General features: G+C 68.6%; 18 protein-coding genes. 12 read left to right on the top strand and 6 right to left on the bottom strand.

Going from position 1 to position 18764, the window contains the following annotated elements; translation table 11 throughout:
* Nucleotides 1–756, bottom strand: coding sequence for a sulfite exporter TauE/SafE family protein (locus tag ACSFA0_RS17640; protein WP_435451559.1), 756 nt, complete (start codon nt 754–756; stop codon nt 1–3).
* Between the two features lie 7 nt (nt 757–763).
* Nucleotides 764–2017: an MFS transporter gene (locus ACSFA0_RS17635; protein WP_435451558.1), complete on the bottom strand. Its 1254-nt coding sequence runs from the start codon at nt 2015–2017 to the stop codon at nt 764–766.
* 85 nt (nt 2018–2102) lie between these two features.
* Here ACSFA0_RS17635 and ACSFA0_RS17630 point away from each other — a divergent pair, with 85 nt between their 5' ends.
* Nucleotides 2103–2966, top strand: coding sequence for an AraC family transcriptional regulator (locus ACSFA0_RS17630; RefSeq protein WP_435451557.1), 864 nt, complete (start codon nt 2103–2105; stop codon nt 2964–2966).
* Between the two features lie 45 nt (nt 2967–3011).
* The gene (locus tag ACSFA0_RS17625) at nt 3012–4706 is read left to right on the top strand and encodes a SulP family inorganic anion transporter (protein WP_435451920.1); all 1695 of its coding nucleotides are present in this window, start codon (nt 3012–3014) and stop codon (nt 4704–4706) included.
* Here the strand turns inward: ACSFA0_RS17625 and arfB are convergent.
* Complete coding sequence (arfB, locus tag ACSFA0_RS17620; protein ID WP_435451556.1) at nt 4675–5088, bottom strand: alternative ribosome rescue aminoacyl-tRNA hydrolase ArfB; 414 nt, start codon at nt 5086–5088, stop codon at nt 4675–4677. The two genes, ACSFA0_RS17625 and arfB, sit on opposite strands and share 32 nt — an antisense overlap.
* A gap of 114 nt (nt 5089–5202) precedes the next feature.
* Between arfB and ACSFA0_RS17615 the strand changes: the two genes are divergently transcribed.
* Genes ACSFA0_RS17615 through ACSFA0_RS17600 form a run of 4 tightly spaced genes read left to right on the top strand, consistent with a single transcriptional unit; the run spans nt 5203 to nt 9268 of the window.
* Nucleotides 5203–5892, top strand: a complete 690-nt coding sequence (locus ACSFA0_RS17615) for a DUF3348 domain-containing protein (RefSeq protein ID WP_435451555.1) — start codon at nt 5203–5205, stop codon at nt 5890–5892.
* A gap of 22 nt (nt 5893–5914) precedes the next feature.
* Complete coding sequence (locus ACSFA0_RS17610; RefSeq protein WP_435451554.1) at nt 5915–8002, top strand: DUF802 domain-containing protein; 2088 nt, start codon at nt 5915–5917, stop codon at nt 8000–8002.
* Nucleotides 8002–8664, top strand: coding sequence for an OmpA family protein (locus ACSFA0_RS17605; RefSeq protein ID WP_435451919.1), 663 nt, complete (start codon nt 8002–8004; stop codon nt 8662–8664). The genes ACSFA0_RS17610 and ACSFA0_RS17605 overlap by 1 nt, the downstream gene beginning before the upstream one ends.
* Nucleotides 8657–9268: a DUF2894 domain-containing protein gene (locus ACSFA0_RS17600; RefSeq protein ID WP_435451553.1), complete on the top strand. Its 612-nt coding sequence runs from the start codon at nt 8657–8659 to the stop codon at nt 9266–9268. Before ACSFA0_RS17605 ends, ACSFA0_RS17600 begins: the two co-directional genes overlap by 8 nt.
* Before the next feature lie 7 nt (nt 9269–9275).
* Here ACSFA0_RS17600 and ACSFA0_RS17595 read toward each other — a convergent pair whose 3' ends face one another.
* The 3 genes from ACSFA0_RS17595 to ACSFA0_RS17585 are packed head-to-tail and all read right to left on the bottom strand — an operon-like array spanning nt 9276 to nt 11981.
* Nucleotides 9276–10460, bottom strand: a complete 1185-nt coding sequence (locus tag ACSFA0_RS17595) for an acetyl-CoA C-acyltransferase family protein (protein ID WP_435451552.1) — start codon at nt 10458–10460, stop codon at nt 9276–9278.
* Between the two features lie 31 nt (nt 10461–10491).
* Nucleotides 10492–11274, bottom strand: coding sequence for an enoyl-CoA hydratase/isomerase family protein (locus ACSFA0_RS17590; RefSeq protein ID WP_435451551.1), 783 nt, complete (start codon nt 11272–11274; stop codon nt 10492–10494).
* Nucleotides 11271–11981: a TetR/AcrR family transcriptional regulator gene (locus ACSFA0_RS17585; protein WP_435451550.1), complete on the bottom strand. Its 711-nt coding sequence runs from the start codon at nt 11979–11981 to the stop codon at nt 11271–11273. The genes ACSFA0_RS17590 and ACSFA0_RS17585 overlap by 4 nt, the downstream gene beginning before the upstream one ends.
* A 155-nt stretch (nt 11982–12136) precedes the next feature.
* Between ACSFA0_RS17585 and ACSFA0_RS17580 the strand changes: the two genes are divergently transcribed.
* The 6 genes from ACSFA0_RS17580 to ACSFA0_RS17555 are packed head-to-tail and all read left to right on the top strand — an operon-like array spanning nt 12137 to nt 18753.
* Entirely contained in the window at nt 12137–12997 is an 861-nt protein-coding gene (locus tag ACSFA0_RS17580) for an ABC transporter ATP-binding protein (RefSeq protein WP_435451549.1), read from the top strand.
* On the top strand, nt 12994–13875 hold the full coding sequence (locus ACSFA0_RS17575; RefSeq protein WP_435451548.1) for a branched-chain amino acid ABC transporter permease: 882 nt from the start codon (nt 12994–12996) through the stop codon (nt 13873–13875). The genes ACSFA0_RS17580 and ACSFA0_RS17575 overlap by 4 nt, the downstream gene beginning before the upstream one ends.
* The gene (locus ACSFA0_RS17570; protein WP_435451547.1) at nt 13872–14909 is read left to right on the top strand and encodes a branched-chain amino acid ABC transporter permease; all 1038 of its coding nucleotides are present in this window, start codon (nt 13872–13874) and stop codon (nt 14907–14909) included. Before ACSFA0_RS17575 ends, ACSFA0_RS17570 begins: the two co-directional genes overlap by 4 nt.
* Nucleotides 14910–14925: 16 nt before the next feature.
* Nucleotides 14926–16110, top strand: coding sequence for an ABC transporter substrate-binding protein (locus ACSFA0_RS17565; RefSeq protein WP_435451546.1), 1185 nt, complete (start codon nt 14926–14928; stop codon nt 16108–16110).
* A 4-nt stretch (nt 16111–16114) separates the two neighbouring features.
* Nucleotides 16115–16942, top strand: a complete 828-nt coding sequence (locus ACSFA0_RS17560) for an ABC transporter ATP-binding protein (RefSeq protein WP_435451545.1) — start codon at nt 16115–16117, stop codon at nt 16940–16942.
* The gene (locus tag ACSFA0_RS17555) at nt 16939–18753 is read left to right on the top strand and encodes an AMP-dependent synthetase/ligase (protein WP_435451544.1); all 1815 of its coding nucleotides are present in this window, start codon (nt 16939–16941) and stop codon (nt 18751–18753) included. The genes ACSFA0_RS17560 and ACSFA0_RS17555 overlap by 4 nt, the downstream gene beginning before the upstream one ends.
* The last annotated feature ends 11 nt before the right edge of the window (nt 18754–18764 follow it).

The following is an 18764-nucleotide window of genomic DNA, read 5'->3' as shown; positions in this document are numbered from 1 at the left end:
TCAGCGCTGCAGCAGCGTCGGCAGCGACGACGCCAGCAGCATCACGCCCGACACTGTCAGCAGCCCGAGCACGATCTGGCGGAAGGCCGCGTCGCTGATACCCACGTAGAGCCGCGCGCCGAGCAGCACCGGCACCAGCACGCAGCCCGCGACGATGGCCAGCATTGGCAGCATGGCCACGCCCACGTTGCCGGCGCCCAGGTGCAGCGCGAAGGCCACCGCCAACATCGCCAGGTTGAAGTTCTGGATGACGGCGCGCTGCGCGTCCTTCTCCATGCGGCGCAGCGTGCACCACAGCGTGGGGAGGGCACCGGCGAAGCCGCCCACGCCACTGCAGACGCCACCGGTCAGGCCGACCACCGCATCGGCCACCCGGCCACCCGCGGAGACGCGCGGCAGGTTGCGCGCCATCAGCATGGCCGGGCACCAGACCACCAGCAGCGCGCCGAGGCAGGCCTTGAACACCGCCACGTCGAGCCGTGGCAGCAGCCACACGCCGAGCGGCACACCGACCAGCCCGCCAATGACGAAAGGCAGGAGCAGCCGCTTGTCGAAGCTGCGCTTCTGTGAGAAGGCGGCAATCAGTTGACCGGTCAGCGCGCCGAAGGTCGCCAGCACGGCGGCGAGCCTGGGCTCGACCGTCCAGGCCCAGATCGACATCGCGACCAGGCCGAACGCAAAGCCCGACAGGCCCTGCACGAAGCCCGCCACGGCTGCGCCGAGCGCGACGAGGAGGTAGAGCGAGAGCGGTTCCAAGCGCCGCTCAGGCCGAGGCCGGGACCAGCGCCTCGCGCCGCACGCGGCGCACGTTGAACGCGCTGGCGATCAGCACGCCCTGCACCAGCGCCAGGCCGACGATCACCGCCGTGTAGCGGCCGTTGTCCATCAGGCGGCCGAAGACCAGCGGCGCCACGGCCTGCCCGATGTCGAGCCCCGCGTAGACCACGCCATAGACGCGTCCGGTGGCATTGGCCGGCGTCGACTTCTTCACCAGCAGGTCGCGCGACGGGCCGGCGATGCCTGAGGCGAAACCCATCGCGCCGAACAGCACCGGCACCAGCACCGGCGCGAAGTCGGCGAAGGCCAGCACCAGCGCGAGCGAGGCGGCGATACCGAAACCCGCACCCACGATGCGCTCGCAGCGCGACGGGTCCGACGCGAGAAAGCCGCCGACCACCATGCCGGCCGCGCTCGCCACCATGTAGACCGTCAGGCACACCGCGACCAGCGCGAGCGGCACGGCGTGCAGGTGCCCGGCCGCGACCGGCGCGAAGGTCTGCACCACGCTGATGACCATCGCGTAGAAAAAGAAGAAGCCAAAGCACATCCACACGGCCGGGATGCGCAGGAAGTCGAACTGGCCCGCGGTCGGCAGATGCGCGTCCTGCCCGGTGGCCTTCTGCACCGCCTTCACGTCGAGGGCGAACACGCGGCGGTACAGCCACAGCACCACCAGCACCGCCAGGGCCAGCGCACCAGCCGCGGCGAGCGCCACGCGCCAGGATGTCGCCAGCGCGATCGGCACCACGAAGGCCGGCGCCAGCGCCCAGCCGAGGCTACCGGTGATGCCGTGCACGCTGTAGGCATGGCCCAGCCGCGTGGGCGCGACCTTGCGGTTGAAGAGCGTGTAGTCGACCGGATGGAACACGCCATTGCCCACCCCGCCGACCACCGCGCTGGCCAGCAGCATCCAGTAGCTCTGCGCCATCGCATAGCCGAAGCCGGCCAGGCCGAGCATGCCGAGCCCGACGAACAGCACCGGCCGCGGGCCCAGCTTGTCGACGATGAAGCCCGAGGCCGCCTGCACCAGGCACGAGACGACGAAGAACACGGTGAGCACCGCACCCAGCTCCGTGTAGCTGACGTTGAACGCATCCTTCAGCCAGGGGAACAAGGGGGCCAGGATGAGCTGGCTGAAGTGGCTGATCGCATGGGCCAGGCCGACCAGGCCGATGAGCTGCGCATCGGTGCGCAACGTGTTGTCGGCGGGACTGTGGGAGGCGGTGGCTTGGGACATGGCAGCGTGCGGAGGGAGCGGGCTCCGATCGTAGGCCGGCCAGACGCGGCAGAATGCCGATAGATGGACAACATTTGTCGAAACCATGACAGTTGCTGAACCGAAGGCCGATTCACCCCGTTCGCGGCCACTGAACCCTGCGCCGACGACCACGGTGGTGGAGCCGCTCACACCGCACCTGTACGCGCCCGACGCGGTGCGCCCGCTGCGCGCCAAGGAGCATTTCCTGCAGGCCGACACCTTCGTCGAGCTGCATGTTCATCCGTGGCCGCAACTCACCTTCTCGACCCGCGGCGTGATCCGGCTGAGCACGCAGGACGGCAGCTACATCGTGCCGCCCTCGCGCGCGCTGTGGGTGCCGGCGGACGTACCGCACAGCATCACGCTGATCGAAGACGCCGAACTGCGCACCGTGTACGTCCACAGCTGGCTGGCGCCGCCCTGGGAGCGCTGCGAGGTGCTGGAGATCAGCCCGCTGATGCGCGCGCTGATGCTGGCGCTCGACACCACGCCGGACGGCCGGCCACCGGCCGATGCGCAGGCGCCGCACCGCGAACGCATGATCGCGCCGCTGCTCATCGACGAGATCGAGCGCGCCACGCAGATCCGCATCGACGTGCCGCTGCCCGCCGACAAGCGCCTGCGCCAGCTGTGCGAGACGCTGCTGCGCCACCCGGCCGACCGCGCCACGCTGGCCGAACGCGCCACCGCCATCGGCGCCAGCGAACGCACGGTGGCGCGGCTGTTCCACCACCAGTTGGGCATGAACTGGCAGCAGTGGCGCCAGCAGGCCGTGATGGCGCACGCCCTGCCGCTGCTGGCACGCGGCATGGCGGTGAGCCAGGTCGCGACCGCCTGCGGCTATGCCACCGACAGCGCCTTCTGTGCCATGTTCAAGAACGCCACCGGCCGCTCGCCCACCGCCTTCCAGCACAAGAAGGCCAGATAATCGCGCGGTGCATCTCGAACACTCCCGCACGCCGGCGTCATGGCGATGAACCGCGACCGGCTTCTGCGCTGGTTCCCCTTCCTGGCCTGGCCGCGCCCCGACCGCGCCCTGCTCGTCAACGAGGCATCGGCCGGCATCACCGTCGCGCTGATGGTCATTCCCCAGGGCGTGGCCTATGCCGCGCTCGCGGGCATGCCGCTGGTGACCGGCGTGTATGCGGCGCTGTTCCCGGCGCTCATCGCGGTGCTGTTCAGTTCGTCGGCGCGGCTGTCGGTGGGCCCGACCGCGCTCACCAGCCTGCTGGTCGGCGCGTCGCTGGCACCGCTGGCCGTGCCGGGCAGCAACGAATGGGTGGCGCTGGCGGTCTGGCTCACGCTGATGTCCGGTGTGATGCAGGTGCTGCTCGGCGTGGCGCGTTTCGGCTGGTTGCTCCGGCTGGTGAATTCGCCGGTGCTAATGGGCTTCACGCAGGGCGCGGCGGTGCTCATCACGCTCTCGCAGCTGCCCGCGCTGCTCGGCTTCACCGGGCGCAGCTACACGCAACTGCTGCAAGGCCCGCCGCCCGACTTCCTCGCGATCGCCTTCGGCCTCGGTGGCATGGTGATGCTGTGGGCCGGCAAGCGCATCGCCCCGCGCTTCCCCACCACCATGGCGCTGGTCGCCGTCAGCGCCATGCTGAGCTTCGCCGTCGGCTATGCGCTCAAGGGCGGTGCGGTGATCGGCGCGCTGCCGTCGGGCCTGCCCTCCTTCTATTGGCCCGGCGGCCTGAGCGTCAACGCGCTCGGCACCCTGCTGCTGCCGGCCTTCCTCATCACGCTGGTGAGCTTCCTGGAAACGGCGTCGAGCGCCAAGGTCGACAACGCGCGCTCCGGCAAGCTCTGGAACGAGAACCAGGACCTGATCGGCCAGGGCCTCGGAAAGATCGCTTCCGGCCTCACCGGCTCGTTCCCCACCAGCTCATCGTTCTCGCGCTCGGCCATCACGCTGTACGCGGGGGCCAAGACGCAGTGGTCCACGCTGTTCAGCGTGGCGGTCGTCGCGGCCGCGCTGCTGTGGGCGATGCCGCTGCTGTTCCACGTGCCGCAGGCCGTGCTGGCGTCAGTGGTGGTCACGGCCACGCTGGGGCTGATGAAGCCAAGGGCCTTCGTCGCGCTGTGGCGCATCTCGCGCATCGAGGCGGCCATCGCGGTGGCGACCTTCGTGCTGACCATCGCCACCGCCCCGTCGATCTACTGGGGCGTGCTCGGCGGCCTGCTGGCGGCGCTCGCGCACTACATGTACCGGCACCTGCACCCGCGCATCGTCGAAGTGGGCCTGCACGCCGACGGCAGCCTGCGCGACAGACACCTGTGGCAGCTGCCGCCCCTGGCGCCCAACCTCTACGCCCTTCGCATGGACGCCGAGCTCGACTTCGCGTCCGCGAGCACGCTGGAACACGCCATCACCGCGGCGCTGGCCGAGCGGCCGGGGCTCACCGACGTGTGCCTGTTCGCGCACCCGATCAACCGGGTCGACCTGACCGGCGCCGAAGTCTTCGGCAACATCCGGCGGCTGCTCGAATCGCAGGGCGTGCACCTGCATGTCGCGGCACTCAAGCTGCCGGCCCTCACGTTGCTGGACCGCGCGGGCCTGCTGACCCCGGGCCCGCTGCTGTCGCTGTATCGAACCGATGGCGAAGCGCTGGCTGCCTTGCGCGCCGCGGCCACTGTCAGTCCCGAACCCGCCCTCGCAGGTTCTTGATCTCCGAGCGCTGGCTCTTGCCTTCCAGCCGCCGCTGCTTGGAACCATAGGTCGGCTTGGTGGCCCGGCGCACGCGCGGCGGCGCGGCCACGCTGTCGACCAGGGCCTGCAGCCGCGCCAGCGCGTCGTTGCGGTTCATCTCCTGCGTGCGGTGCTGCTGTGCCTTGAGCACCAGCACGCCTTCCTGGGTGATGCGGCTGTCGCGCAGGGCCAGCAGGCGCTCCTTCACGTCCGGCGGCAGGGAACTGGCCAGGATGTCGTAACGCAGGTGCACCGCGCTCGACACCTTGTTCACGTTCTGCCCGCCCGCCCCCTGCGCGCGGATGGCGCTCATCTCGACCTCGTCGGGATCGATCTCCAGGGGGCGGCGGCTCGGGGTCATGCGGCGATTGTCCGGGAAGCGCAGCCCCGGCACCGGCCCGCGGAATGCACGACCAAACGTTACCGGCGCGCGGGGGGTCGCGGTGTAGACTGCCGGGTTTTTCGAAGCTCGTCCATGGTGCAAGTCCCCCGGCGTCCAACCTTCGCCGATTCGGCGCTGGTTCGCCTGCTCGCGCGCTGGAACGACGCCCAGGTTCGTGAGCCCGCGGCATCCACCGCAGAACGCCTGAGCCAGTGGCTGGCCTGGACCGACGCGATCGCGCTGTCGACGGTGCTGAACGCGCCGGCCGTGCGCGCCAAGGCAGTGGCCGGCACGCCGGACGCCGAGTGTGCACGGGTGCGCGACGGCTTGGCGAAGACGATCCGCGAGGACAACCTGTACGCAAACGTCGATGACGATGCAACGGTGGCCACGGCCATCGACTTCGCGCCCTACCGGCTGCGCTATCTGGCGCGGCAGCAGGCGATGGAGGCCGGCGTCGGCCCGCTGCGCGCCAAGCTGCGCAGCGCCCTGGCGGCACGTTCTGCGGAGATGGCCAAGCTCGCTACGGTCGACGCCGTGATGGAACAGGCGCTGGTGGCGCGCGAGCACAGCCTGCTGGCGACCGTGCCCGCGATGCTCGAGAAGCGCTTCAAGCGCTTGCGTCATGACGCGATGCCAGCGCCGGACGCACCCGATAGCGACGCCGCGCCGACGGCCTGGCTGTCGGTCTTTCACCAGGACATCCGCGATCTGTTGCTCGCGGAACTGGACTTTCGATTTCAACCGGTCGACGGGCTGCTCGAAGCCCTGCGATCGAGCTAGGGCCGATGCCCTTTAGGTGTTCATGAACAGACTGCTTCAACCCCTCGTCTTCGCTGCCGGCCTCGCCGCCATTGGCTGGGTCGGCGTCGGCTACATCGGCCACCATCCGCTGGCGCTGGCCATCACCGTGTTGATCGGCGTGTTCTACGTGATCGGCGCGCTCGAACTGCGCCACTACCAGCACGCCACCCTCGGCCTGAGCGACGCACTGCAGGGCCTGAACGAATCACCCGCCGGCCTCGGCCCCTGGCTGGACCGGCTGGACGCATCGCTGCAGAACGCGGTGCGCCTGCGCATCGAGGGCGAACGCGTCGGCCTGCCCGGCCCGGCGCTCACGCCCTACCTGGCCGGCCTGCTGGTGCTGCTGGGCATGCTCGGCACCTTCCTCGGCATGGTGGTCACGCTCAACGGCACTGGCGCCGCGCTGCAGGGCGCGACCGACCTGCCCTCGATTCGCGATTCGCTCTCCGCCCCCGTCAAGGGCCTGGGCCTGGCCTTCGGCACCTCGGTGGCCGGCGTGGCGGCCTCGGCGATGCTCGGTCTGATGTCGGCCCTGTGTCGTCGCGCGAGGCTGCAGGCGGGGCAGCTGCTCGACACGCGCATCGCGACCACGCTGCGCCCCTTCTCCCTGGCGCACCAGCGCGAGGCCACGTTCCACCTGCTCGAACGACATGCCCAGGGCATGCCCGAACTGGTGGCCCAACTGAGCGCGATGACCGCCGCGATGGAGCGCCAGAACGAAGCGCTGAGCGAACGCCTGCTCGCCGGTCAAGACCGCTTCCACACCGAAGCCGGCGGCGCCTACGCCGGCCTGGCCGCGTCGGTCGACCGCGCGCTGAAGGACAGCCTCATCGAAAGCGCCCGCCTGGCCGGCGCCACCATCCGCCCGGTCGTCGAAGAAGCGATGGCCGGCATCGCGCGCGAGACCACCGCACTGCACGGCGCCGTGGCGCAGACGGTGCAACAGCAGCTCGACGGCGTGTCGGCCCGCTTCGATGCCGCCACCGTTGACGTCACCGGCACCTGGAAGGCCGCGCTGGCCGACCACCGCAACACCAACGAGACGATGGCCGCGGACCTGCGTCAGACGCTCGACGGTTTCAGCGAAGCCTTCGCGCAACGCGCGACCGCGCTGGTGGATGGCGTGTCGACGCGGCTCGAGAGCACCGTCGACACGGTGGCAACCCATTGGAGCGGCGCGCTGGCGCAGCACGAACGCACCAGCGCCCAATTGGCCGCCGACACGCAACAGGCGCTGACGCGTGCCGCCGACAGCTTCGTGCAACAGGCGGCCGGCCTGGTTCAAAGCGTCGACCAGGCGCATGCCGGCCTGCAGACCGACATCGCATCGCGCGACGCACAGCGGCTGGCCGCGTGGACCCAGGCGCTGGAGGCCATGGCCGAAGCGCTGCGCCAGGAGTGGCAGCAGGCCGGCGAGCACACCGTGCGCGAACAGCGCGCGCTCGGCGAGACGCTGACGCTGGCGGTGCGTGAGATGTCCGAGCGCACCGAGGCGCAGGCCACGCACACCATCGCCGAAGTCACCGGCCTGCTGCAGGCCGCGTCCGAAGCGCCACGCGCCGCCGCCGAAGTGGTGGCCGAACTGCGCACGCAACTGTCGGACAGCATGGCACGCGACAACACGATGCTGGAGGAACGCGCCCGCATCCTCGACACGCTGGGCACGCTGCTCGACGCGGTGAACCATGCATCGACCGAACAGCGCGTCGCCATCGACACGCTGGTCGCGACGTCGGCCGACCTGATGGAACGCGTCGGCAGTCGCTTCACCGACCAGATCGGCGAACAAGCCGACAAGCTCGCCACGGTGGGCGCGCAGATCACCGGCAGCGCCGTCGAAGTCGCCAGCCTGGGCGAGGCCTTCGGCTTTGCGGTGGAGCGCTTCGGCGAATCGAACGACAAGCTGGTCGCGCACCTGCAGCGCATCGAGGGCGCGCTGGGCAAGTCGATCACGCGCAGCGACGAACAGTTGGCCTACTACGTGGCGCAGGCCCGCGAGGTGATCGACCTGAGCATCATGTCGCAGAAGCAGATCGTCGAAGACCTGCAGCAGATCGCCGCAAGGCAGACGGCGGGCAGCGACGCATGATGCGCGACGACATCGACGAATCCGACGGCGCCGGCGTGGCGCAGTCGGTGCCCGTCTGGGCCGTGTTCGGCGACCTGATGGCCGGCATGGTCGGCGCCTTCGTCCTGATCCTGGTCTACGCCATCGGCATGCAGCTCGACCTGGCCAGCAAGCTCGAAGCCGAGGTGCAGCAACGGCAGGTCGCGGCGAAGCGCCTGCAGGCGCTGGAAGAAGCGCTGGCCGGCCCGCTGGCCGCCGGCCGCGTGACGATCGCGAACGGGCGCATCGGCATCAGCGGCAGCGTGCTGTTCGCCTTCAACTCCGCCGACCTGCAGCCCGAAGGCCGTCAGGTGCTCCAAAGCCTGGCCGGCCCGCTGGCGCGCTACCTGCGCGAGCGCAACGAGATCCTGATGGTGAGCGGCTTCACCGATGACCGGCAGATGCGCGGCAACGCGCGCCTCTTCGCCGACAACTGGGAGCTCTCGGCGCAACGCGCGCTGACCGTGACCCGCGCCTTGATCGAGGAAGGCATGCCCGCCTCGTCGGTGTTCGCCGCGGCCTTCGGTTCCGAGCAGGCGGTGGCGTCGAACGCCGACGCCGAAGGGCGCGCGAAGAACCGTCGGGTGGAGATGGCGCCGACGCCGAAGCCGTCGAACGACATCGTCGCAAAGCCCCGTGGCTGACAGCGCTTCCACGGTTGCGGAGACGATCGACGCCTGGCGCCAACGCGGCGCGGACCGGCTCGACCCGGTGCGCTTCCGTTTTCTCGAAGCGATGGCACGACGTGCGGTGGCGCACGAGGGCGAGGCGCGACGCCTGCTCGACGAGCGGCTGACGCATCTGCTGGCCGTGTACGAGGCCGATCTGGCGAAGACCGCCGAGGCGAAGAAAAAGACGCCGCCTGCGACGCCCGCGGCGAGCGGGCTGGCGGAACTGTTGGCGCACGTCGTCGAACGGACGGGCATCGCCGAAGGCAGCGCGACGGCGGGCACCTCCGACCTCAAGTCGCTGCGCTACTTCCGCAGCACCTGGTCGCGCCTGAGTGCCGACCGCCGGCTGAACCAGTCGCAGGCCAAGGTGCCGGAGAACGCTGGGCCGCTCAACTCGCAGCACCTGGTGCACCGCGCGATCACGCTGATGCGCGACGCTTCACCCGACTACCTGAACCGCCTGATGTCGTACATCGACACGCTGTCGTGGATCGACCAGGCGAACGTCAGCGCGCCGGCGCCCACAGCAGCGCGGCCCGAAGGCCGCAGCAAGATTGCACGCGGCAAGAGCGCTTAAAAGCGCGTTAAACGCGCTCGAAGATCGCCGCGATGCCCTGCCCGCCGCCGATGCACATCGTCACCAGCGCATAGCGCCCGCCGGTGCGGTGCAGTTCGGCGATCGCCTTCGTGGTGATGATCGCGCCGGTCGCGCCGACCGGGTGGCCCAGCGAGATGCCCGAGCCGTTCGGGTTCACCTTGGCGGGGTCGAAGCCCAGTTCCTGGATCACCGCGCAGGCCTGCGCCGCGAAGGCCTCGTTCGACTCGATCACGTCGAGGTCGCTGACCTTGAGCCCCGTGCGCTCCAGCACCTTGCGCGTAGCCGGCACCGGGCCGATACCCATGTAGGCCGGCTCGACGCCCGCGTGCGCATAGCCCACCAACCGCGCCATCGGCTTGAGGCCCAGCGCCTTCACGCGGTCACCATTGGCCAGCACCACGGCGGCCGCACCGTCGTTGATGCCCGAGGCATTGCCGGCGGTCACCAGGCCGTCCTTCTTGAAGGCTGGCTTCATCTTCGACAGCGACTCGACCGTGGTGTCGGCACGCACGTGTTCGTCGGTGTCGAACAGCACGACACCCTTGCGCGTCTTCACCTCGACCGGAACGATCTGCTCCTTGAATCGGCCGGCTGCGATGGCGGCGGCGGCGCGCTGCTGGCTCTGGACGGCGAGCGCGTCCTGCATCTCACGCGAGATCTTGTAGCGCGCGGCGACGTTCTCGGCCGTGATGCCCATGTGCATCTTCTCCCACGGGTCATGCAGGATGCCGAGCATGTAGTCGACCAGCACGGCGTCGCCCATGCGCATGCCATAGCGCGCCGACGTGTCGAAGTACGGGCCACGGCTCATCGACTCGGAACCGCCGCCGATGGCAATGCCGCAGTCACCCAGCGCAATGGCCTGGGCCGCCGACACGATCGCCTGCAGGCCGGAACCACAGAGGCGGTTGACGTTGAAGGCCGGCGTCTCGATCGGGCAGCCCGCGTCGATGGCGGCCACGCGGCTCAGGTACGCGTCCTTCACGTCGGTCGGTATCACGTTGCCCATCACGACATGGCCGATGGCGTCGGCCGCCACGCCGCTGCGCTCGATGGCGGCCTTCACCGCGGTGGTGGCCAGTTGGGTGTTGGGCACGTCCTTCAGCGCACCGCCGAAGGTGCCGATGGCGGTGCGGGCGGTGCCGACGACGAAGATGTCCTGGATGCTCATGGTTCTCTCCTCTGGATGAAAACAAGATGGCCTAGCGGCCGGTGAAAGCGGGCGTCTTCTTTGCGAAGAAGGCGTCGATGCCGAGCCGGAAATCCGCGGTCACGGCGCACTCGCGGAACGCTGCCGACTCGGCGTCGAGCTGACCGGGCAAGTCACGTTCGAACGAGGTACGCATCAGGCGGCGCAACCGGCCGAGCGCCATCGTCGGGCCCTGGGCCAACCGCTGCGCGAACGCCATCGCTTCGCTCTCGAGCGTGGCGGCGGGCAACACGCGGTTGATCAGCCCCATGCGCTCGGCGGCGGCCGCATCGAACATCTCGCCGAGCATCGCGATTTCGAGCGCGCGGCGCAAGCCCACCAGCCGCGGCAGCGCCCACGAGGCACCGACGTCGCAGCTGGTCCCGATGTTCACGTAGGCCAGGTTGAAGCGCGTGCCTTCGGCCGCCAGCACGAAGTCGGCCTGCAGCATCAGGCTCAGGCCGGCGCCGGCCGCCACGCCATGCACCTGCGCGACCAGTGGGGCGTCCATGCCTGCGAGCACCACGAGTGCTTCGTGCAGCGGGCCGATCAGGTCGGCCGCGCCCTGCAGCGGGTCGGCCTGGAGCAGCGCGAGGTCGCCGCCCGCCATGAAGCCCTTGCCGGCGCCGCTGAGCAACACAGCGCGCACGCTCTTGTCGGCGGCGAGTTCACGCGTGGCGGCGAGGAAGGCGTTCGCCATCGGCACGTCGATGGCGTTGAGGGCGCCGGGCCGGTTGAAGCGCAGCGTGGCGACGTCGCCGTCACGGCCGACGAGCAAGGGGGAATCGGAGGTCATGGCTTTCCTTTCTTTCGAGGCGTCTTGGCGGCCGGCGTCGGAGGCACCGCCTTCTTGCGCGCCGCCACCCGGCGCCGAAGCACGCCGTTCAGCAGCAACGCGATGCCCTGGTCAGCGATCTCTTCGGGTGTGAGCTCGCCGTCGCCGCGGTACCAGCGCCCCACCCAGCTCAGCGCGCCGGCGATCATGAAGGCGGCCATCTTCGGGTCGCAGGGCACCAGCGAGCCTTCGGCCACGCCGTCGGCGATGAGGCGGCGAAACTGGAGGTCGATGCCGGCCTTGAGCTGGCGCAGCTCGGTCTTGAGCGGCTCGGGCAGCGGGTCTTCGCCGATGCGAATCACGCACATGCCGAAGTCCTGCGTGACCACGCCGGTGTAGATGCGCATGCAGGCCTTGAGCTGCTCGATGGCGCTGCCGCCGGCCGCACGCACCGCCTCGATGCCGTCGTGCATCAGGTCGAGCGCGGTGCGCACGCACTCGAGCAGGATCTGGTCCTTGCTCTCGACGTAGTAGTAGAGCGTGGGCTTGCTGACGTTGAGCCGTTCGGCGATGTCGTCGAGCGACGTCGCGTGGAATCCCCGTTCGTTGAAAAGCTGCGCCGCGGTCTGCAGCACCGCGTTGCGCTTGATCTCGCGCTGCTGCGCGCGGGTACCCGCCGGCTCCCACGGCGATGCGGGGGCGGCGGTGCGAAGGGCGGAAGTGGCCATGGCGAGAAGGGTGGGCGCGGGAAAGTCCGGATGCCGCGAGCTGCGGCGAACGGTGACATTACCGGCGAGTAGAAATTCTACGGACAAGTAGATTTTCCTGCTGGTCACGCAAACCCTAGCCCTCTTTCCGCACGCACGCGCCAAGCTCCGCCACCATGTCCGCATCGCCCGCCGGCCACGCTCCCACCGCTGCATCGCCCGTGCTGCAGGTCGAGGCGTTGACGCTGGCCTTCGGCGGCGTGAAGGCGCTCACCGGCGTGGGCTTCGGCGTGCAGCCGGGCTCCATCACCGCGGTGATCGGCCCCAACGGCGCGGGCAAGACCTCGCTGTTCAACACCATCTCCGGCTTCTACCGGCCGGCTGCCGGTCGCGTGGTGTTCGAGGGCAGCGACATCACCCGCATGCCGCCTCCGCAACGCGCCAGGCTGGGCCTGGCGCGCAGCTTCCAGAACATCGCGTTGTTCCGCGGCATGACGGTGCTCGACAACATCAAGCTGGGCCGCCACGCGCACCTGAAGACCAACGTCTTCGATGCGCTGTTCTACATCGGCCGCGCGCGCCGTGAAGAGGCCGAACTGCGCCGCGATGTCGAGGAACGCATCATCGACTTCCTCGAGATCGACCACATCCGCCATGCACCGGTCGCCGCCCTGCCCTACGGCCTGCAGAAGCGCGTCGAGATGGCGCGCGCGCTCGCCATGCAGCCCAAGGTGTTGATGCTCGACGAGCCGGTGGCTGGCATGAACCGCGAAGAGACCGAGGACATGGCGCGCTTCATCCTCGACGTGCGCGACGAATGGGGCGTGACGGTGCTGATGGTCGAACACGACATGGGCATGGTGATGGACCTGTCGGACCATGTCGTGGTGCTGAACTTCGGCCAGGTCATCGCGCAGGGCGCACCGGCGCAGGTGCAGGCCGACCCCGAAGTCATTCGCGCCTACCTCGGCGCCGGTGACGTCGGCGACCTGCGCCGCAAGCTGCGCGGTGACCTCGTGGCGAGCGAGGCCGCATGATCGACTGGCCCTACCTCTTCGAGATCAGCCTGACCGGCGTCGCCAGCGGCGGTCTCTATGCGCTGGCCGCGCTGGCCTTCGTGCTGGTCTACAAGGCGACGCGCGTCGTGAACATCGCCATCGGCGAGATGCTGATGGTCGGCGCCTACCTGTTCTTCACCTTCGCGGCCAGCTTCGCGCTGCCGATCTGGATGGCGGTGATCGGCGCGGTCATCGGCACCGGGCTGCTGGGCGCCATCGTCGAGCGCACGATGATCCGCCCGCTGCTGGGCGAACCGCCGATCTCGGTCTTCATGGTCACAGTCGGGCTCGCGTCCATTCTCGTCGGCCTCGTCGAGATCATCTGGACCGCCGACCAGCGGCGCCTGCCCGAATTTCTGCCCAAGGAACCGATCATGGTGGGCGAGGCCTTCCTCGCGCCCAAGGTGTTCTACGGCGCGTTGATCGCGGCGGTGCTGATCGGCGCGGTGCTGCTGGTGTTCCGCTTCTGGCGCGGCGGCGTGGCCCTGCGCGCCACGGCGTCGGACCAGGCTGCGGCTTACTCGATGGGCATCAACGTGCCACGCGTGTTCTCGCTGGCGTGGGTGGCCTCGGCCATGATCGCCTCGGTCGCCGGGATCATGGTCGGCGCCATCGGTGGCATCTCGTCGTCGATGGGCGTGTTCGGCTTGTCGGTGTTGGTGGTGGTGATTGTCGGCGGGCTCGACAGCGTGCTCGGCGCACTCGTCGGCGGCATCTTCATCGGGTTGATCGAGGCGCTGGCCGGGGCATTCCTGGGTGGTGAGTACAAGCTGCTGGCGACCTTCATCGTGCTGGTGCTGGTCTTGATGGTGCGCCCGTACGGGTTGTTCGGTACACACGAGATAGAGCGGCTATGAGAATCGGCACCCTCAAGGAAAGCTACGTCGCCGACGCCGCGCTGTTCGACTCGCGCACGCAGAAGGCATGGCTCGCCGTCGGCGCAGCGTTGCTGCTTCTCTTTCCCTTCATCGCCAGCGACTACTGGCTCTACCTCGCCTGCCTGGTCGCCATCAACGTGGCCAGCGCCACGGGCCTGAACATCCTCACCGGCTACACCGGCCTGGTGAGCCTCGGCCAGGCCGCCTTCATGGGCCTCGGCGCGTACACGGTAGCGATCCTCGAGACGCGCCTCGGCACGCCCTTCCTGCTGAATCTGATCGCGGGCGGCGTGGTCGCAATGTTGGGTGGCCTGGTCGTGGGCATCCCGTCGCTGCGCGTGAAAGGCCTGTACCTTGCCATCGCAACCATCGCCGCGTCCTTCATCACGCACTTCCTGTTCGCCAACCTCAATCTCACCGGCGGCACCAGTGGCATTTCGTTGCCGCCCGCGACCCTGTTCGGCATGCCGCTCGACACGTCCTTCCGCCTCTACTGGCTGATCGTGCCGGTCATGATCCTGATGGTGCTCGGCGCTGCCAACCTGTTCCGCACGCGCGTGGGCCGCGCCTTCATCGCGATCCGCGACCGCGACATCTCGGCGGAGGTGCTGGGCATTCCGCTGCTGCGCTACAAGCTGCTGTCCTTCGGCCTCTCGTCCTTCTACGCGGGCGTGGCCGGCGGACTGTGGGCCTACTTCTTTCGCGTGGTCACGCCGGAAAGCTTTCCGCTGCTGATGTCGATCTTTTTCCTGGCCGCGATCATCGTCGGCGGCATGGGCTCGATCCTCGGCGGGATCTTCGGCGCGGTGTTCATGACGATGGTCCCCGAGCTGCTCAAGCTGATCGTCGACATCCTGCCGGGCGGCACCGAGATGACGGTGTTCCTGTCGCCGGTGCGCACCGTCGTCTTCGGCCTTCTCATCGTCGGATTTCTGGTGTTCGAGCCGCATGGGCTCGCAGAAGTGTGGCGGCGCACGCGCCGCTTCTTTCATCTATGGCCTTTCAGAAACTAGACCCCAGGAGACACGCATGAAAAAGACATCGACGCTTTCGCAGAATCGCCGCGCCCTGTTGCTCGCAGCCGGGATCGGACTGGCGGCGCCCTTCTCGCACGCCCAGGCCAACGAAGACATCGTCATCGGCGGCTCGATCCCGATGACCGGCGTGTTCGCCTTCGCGGGCATCGGCATCAACGCCGGCATGGCCGACTACGTGAAGATCGTGAACGACGCCGGCGGCATCAAGGGCCGCAAGCTGCGCTACGTGCCGGAAGACACCGGCTACAAGGTCGACGTGTCGGTCGCAGCCTTCAAGAAGATCACCAGCCAGAACAAGGTCAACCTCTACTACGGCGACTCGACCGGTTTCTCGAAGACCATCAACCCCGAGCTGGACCGCAACGGCCAGATCCTGATGGCCGGCGCGTCCTTCGCGACCGAACTCAACGACCCGGCCAAGTACCCGAACCAGTTCCTGGTCGGCCCCGACTACACCGAGCAGTTCGGCATCCTGCTGCGCCACATCGCGAAGGAGAAGCCGGGCGCCAAGGTCGCGTTCGTCTACTCCGACTCCGAGTTCGGCCGCGACCCGATCGAGGCCAGCGAAGCCGCCGCCAAGAAGCTCGGCCTGTCGGTGCCGATCAAGCTCATGACGCCGCCCGGCAGCGTCGACGTGTCGACCGAGGTCATCAAGCTGCGCCGCGCCGCGCCCGACTACACGATCTTCCACGGCTACGTGCTGGCGCCGATTCCGGAGTTCGTGCAGCAGGGCAAGCAAATGGGCATGACGAGCAAATGGATGGGCACCTTCTGGACCATGGACAGTTCCACCGTCATGAAGATGGGCGAAGGCGCCGACGGCTTCATGGGCGTGATGCCCTACCGCTACTACTACGACACTTCGGCCAAGTCACCGATGCTCGAGAAGATCCGCGCGCTGCGCCCCGAGTACCAGAGCACGGCGTACACGCAGGGCTTCCTCACCGCGATGCTTTTCACCGAAGCGGCGAAGCGCACGCTCGACGCCGGCAAGCCGCTGGACGGCAAGAACCTGAAGGCCGCGCTCAACACCATCAAGGACTTTGACACCGGCGGCTTGATCGGCACGCCGATCACCATCAGCGGCAACTCGATCCCCGTGGGCCGCGTCTACAAGGCCGACATGAAGGCGCAGAAGATGGTCCCCGCGTCCGACTGGATCAACCTCAGCAAGTAAGCCGATGGAAGCAGGTGCGGTCATGGCGGGCGAGATCGTCCTCGGTGTGAACAACATCGAGGTGGTCTACAACAAGGTGGTGCAGGTGCTGCGCGGCCTGTCGCTGGCCGTGCCGCGCGGCGAGATCGTCGCGCTGCTGGGCAGCAACGGTGCGGGCAAGTCGACCACGCTGAAAGCCATCTCGGGCCTGCTCGCGCTGGAAGACGGCGAGGTCGAGGCCGGCCGCATCGAGTTCAACGGTCGCAACACGGCCGACCGCCTGCCGCAGCAGCTGGTGCGCGACGGGCTTAGCCATGTGATGGAAGGCCGCCGCGTCTTCGAGGACCTGACGATCGAGGAGAACCTGGTCGCCGCGACTTACGCGCTGACCGGCCGCAAGGACGCCAAGCCGGACTTCGACGCGGTCTACAGCTACTTTCCCCGCCTGCACGAGCGCCGCAAGGGCCTGGCGGGCTACCTCTCGGGCGGCGAGCAGCAGATGCTCGCCATCGGCCGCGCGCTGGTCGCGCAGCCGCAGCTCATCTTGCTCGACGAGCCGTCGCTGGGCCTCTCGCCCAAGCTCGTCGAGGACATCTTCACCATCATCGCGCGCATCAACGCCGAGCGCGGCGTGTCGATGCTGCTGGTGGAACAGAACGCCACGGTCGCATTGGCCGTGGCGCACCGCGGCTACATCATGGAGAACGGCAAGATCGTGATCGACGGCAGCGCAGAGCGGCTCGCGTCCGACCCCGACGTGCGGGAGTTCTATCTCGGCGTGGGCGGCAGCGGCGAGGCGCGCAGCTTCCGCGCCATCAAACACTACAAGCGGCGCAAGCGGTGGCTGTCATGACATTGCCGGACCTCACCCTGCCGCAGATGCTGCGCGAACAGGCGCGGCGCACGCCCGCCAAAGTCGCGATCCGCCAGAAGGACTTCGGCATCTGGAAGCCACTGAGCTGGCAGGCCTACGCCGAGCGTGCGATGCACGTCGGGCTCGGCCTGCGCGCGATCGGGCTCGCGGCCGGTGGCCATGTCGGCGTGCTGTCGGAGAACCGCACCGAATGGGTGCTGGCGCAGATGGGCACCGGCCTGGTCGGCGGCGTGACGGTCGGCGTGTACCCGACCAGCCCGGCGAGCGAGGTGGGCTACGTGGTCGGCCACGCGGACATCGAAGTCATCGTGTGCGAAGACCAGGAGCAGACCGACAAGGTGATCGAGTCGCTCGAGTTGCTGCCGCGCCTGCGCCGCATCGTCGTGATCGAGACCAAGGGCCTGCGCAATCTGGCGCCGGAACATCGGGACAAGGTGACGACCTTCGCCGAAGTCGAGCGGCTCGGTGCCGCGTCAGCCTCGCAGGGCGGCGGTGCGCTGGTCGACATGGCGCTCGGCGCGCAAACGCTCGACGACATCGGCTTGATGATCTACACCTCCGGCTCGACCGGCAAGCCCAAGGGCGCGATGCTGTCGTACCGCAATATCCGCGGCGTGGTGCCGGGCATCGTCGACCGGCTCGGCCTCGACGGCGAGACCACGCACCTGTCGTACCTGCCGCTGTGCCACGTGGCCGAGCAGATGCTGACGGCCTTCGTACCGCCCTACCTCGGCTCGCAGGTGAACTTCGGCGAGTCGATCCGCACCGTGCAGGAAGATCTGCGCGAAGTCGCGCCGAGCATCTTCCTCGGCGTGCCGCGCATCTGGGAGAAGCTGCACGCGTCGATCAGCATCAAGCTGCAGGAGACGGGCCGTGTGCAACGTGCGCTGTTCGACCGCGCGTGGAAGCGCTGCGAGGCGCTCGCATCGAAGCCGCGTGCGCAATGGACCGTGATGGAACGCACCGCGCACGCCGCGAGCTACTGGCTGGTGCTGCGCGCGCTGCAGAACTTCATCGGCCTGCGCCGCGTGAAGGTGGCGCTGACCGGTGCCGCGCCCATTCCGCCGGATGTGGTGCGCTTCTTCCGTACGCTGGGCGTGCCGCTGGTCGAGGTGTATGGCCTGACCGAATCGAGCGGCATGGTGACCGGCCACCGTCCTGATGACATGGTGGTCGGTACGGTCGGGCCGCCGACGCTGGGCGTGGAACACCGCGTGGCCGACAACGGCGAACTGCTGCTGCGCGGCGACATGGTCTTCGCCGGCTATTACAAGAACGACGAGGCCACAGCGCAGTCGCTGCGGGACGGCTGGCTGCACACCGGCGACGTCGTGCGGCAGGAGCCGAACGGCCACCTGCGCATCGTCGACCGGCTCAAGGACATCATGATCACCGCCGGCGGCAAGAACCTCACGCCGTCGGAGATCGAGAACACGATGAAGGGCAGCCCCTACATCAAGGAATGCGTGATCGTGGCCGAGGGCCGCAAGTTCGTCGGCGCGCTGATCCAGATCGACTACGAGACAGTCGGCAAGTGGGCCGAGGCGCAGCGCATTCCCTTCACCAACTTCCGCTCGCTCACCGAGCACGCCGAGGTGCTGAAGCTGATCGGCGACGAGGTGGCGCGCGGCAACGGCAAGCTGGCGCAGGTGTCGCACATCCGCCGCTTCCACCTGCTCGCCAAGGAGCTGGACCACGACGATGGCGACGTCACCGCGACGATGAAGGTGCGGCGATCCGCGATCTACAAAAGCTACGCGAGCGAGATCGAGCGGCTGTACGCCAGCTGATCAGCCGGCCT

It is taken from the genome of Variovorax restrictus (assembly GCF_051216715.1).
GTDB lineage: Bacteria > Pseudomonadota > Gammaproteobacteria > Burkholderiales > Burkholderiaceae_C > Variovorax.
Note: the sequence above shows the minus strand (reverse complement) of the source record. Positions and strands in the feature narration are given on the sequence as shown.